Raw genomic sequence first — 1665 nt, 5'->3', positions numbered from 1 at the left:
GGCGGGCTGGAACGGCCGCTGGAGTCGCGGTCGGCACAGTCCTGGCCAGCCGGGCGGCGCAGGATCACCGCGAACGTGTCGCGGATCAGCCGGTCCGTCGGGGCGTCCAGGCCGAGCTTCTCCAGGCCGCCGTTGAGGCGCAGGGTGGTCAGGCCGTGGATGGTGGACCAGATCGTACGCGCCAGGTCGGAGGCGGACTGATCGGCGGGCAGAACACCCGACCGCTGCGCTTCGGTCACCGCGTCGACCAGGGGCGCGAACGTGTCGGCCCGCACTTCGGTCCACGACCAGTACCGGAACATCATGCCGAATACCGCGTTGTTGTCCTCGGCGAAGCGCAGGTACGCGGATACCAGGCGGATGATGCGGTCGGCCGGGTCGTGCGCCTGCGCGGCGGCGGCAAGCTGGGTGGCACCGAACCGGTCGTACCCCTCGTCGCGCAGCGCGGACAGCAGTGTCTCGCGGTCGGCGAAGTGCCGATACGGCGCCGCCGAGCTGACGCCGACCCGCCGGGCCAGCTCATTGAGGCTGAAGCCTTCCGATCCGCGCTCGGTCAGCAGTTCCCGGGCGCCGTCGAGCAGCGCCTGCCGTAGAGCTCCGTGGTGGTAGGTCTGGCGAGCAGCTCCAGCTGGCATGTTGACGACATTAACATCACGTCGTATGTTAGTGCGAATCACATTGTGAATGGCACTAACATATTCCTGGGAGAGATCATGAGTGACGCGGTTGCGGTGGCGCCACGGGCGGCCCGGACGGCCTTCGGCGCACCGGCCCGGCGGTCCCGAATCGGCTGGACGGCGGTGATGCTCACCTCGCTCATGATCGCGGGCATCTCGCTGTCCACGTACGCCAGCGCCAGTCTGCGCGCCCTCGCCGACGATGGCGCCGGGCTGGCCGGCACCTACGTGGGCGCACCGCTACCGGTGCGGTTGGCGTTCTACGTCCACGTCGCCCTCGCCTCGCTCGCGCTACTGCTCGGGCCGTGGCAGTTCTCTCACCGACTACGCCGCCGGTGGCCGGTGGCCCACCGCTCGGTCGGCGTCGCGTACCTGCTCACCGTGGGTATCGCGTCGGTGTGCGCGCTGGTCATGGCGCCGTTCAACCACGCTCGGATGGCCGGCTTCTTCGGATTCGGCGCACTCGCGCTGCTGTGGGCGTACACGGCGTGGCGCGGATTCGACACGGCGCGGCGGCGGGACCTGCGCCAGCACCAAGCCTGGATGATTCGCAACTATGCGTTCACGTTCGCCGCCGTCACGCTGCGCTCGTGGGTCGGCCTGCTCATCGCCGTCCAGTTGCCGTTCGTCGCGCCGGACGCGGATCCGGCGGCGCTGTTCGAGACCGCCTACGTCGCGGTGCCGTTCCTGTGCTGGGTGCCCAACGTGATCGTCGCCGAGTGGCTGATCCGCCGACGCGGGTTGCCGTCGTACCGGCTCGTGGACCCGGCATAGCCCAGGCCGTGTTTCATGAGCAGGTAGCCACTCGTTGATCATGGAGATGTGGACGGTGGCTTCGTAGCGGACAGCGAGTTTGTCGTAGCGGGTCGCCAGGGCGCGGTTGCGTTTGAGCCGGTTGATGCCGCACTCCACGGCGTGACGCTGCCTGTAGGCGACGGGATCGAACGTGGGTGGTCGGCCGCCCTTGCCGCCCTTCTTGCGCCGGTTG

The 1665-nt window shown here is 68.9% G+C and carries 2 protein-coding genes and 1 pseudogene; 1 reads left to right on the top strand and 2 read right to left on the bottom strand.

The annotated features are described in order from the left end of the window. Nucleotides 1–635, bottom strand: a 635-nt coding sequence (locus ACFT41_RS32225) for a TetR/AcrR family transcriptional regulator (protein ID WP_377590532.1), incomplete at its 3' end; no start/stop codon positions are given. 78 nt (nt 636–713) lie between these two features. On the opposite strand from ACFT41_RS32225, the gene ACFT41_RS32220 reads away from it, so the two are divergent. Continuing rightward, nucleotides 714–1451: a DUF2306 domain-containing protein gene (locus tag ACFT41_RS32220; protein WP_377590531.1), complete on the top strand. Its 738-nt coding sequence runs from the start codon at nt 714–716 to the stop codon at nt 1449–1451. Nucleotides 1452–1475: 24 nt separating this feature from the next. Here the strand turns inward: ACFT41_RS32220 and ACFT41_RS32215 are convergent. Beyond that, nucleotides 1476–1665 (bottom strand): annotated as a pseudogene (locus ACFT41_RS32215) (IS5/IS1182 family transposase); the annotation flags it as partial.

It is taken from the genome of Micromonospora sp. NPDC057141 (assembly GCF_042670805.1).
Lineage (GTDB): Bacteria > Actinomycetota > Actinomycetes > Mycobacteriales > Micromonosporaceae > Micromonospora.
This window is presented reverse-complemented; position numbering and strand designations above follow the sequence as displayed.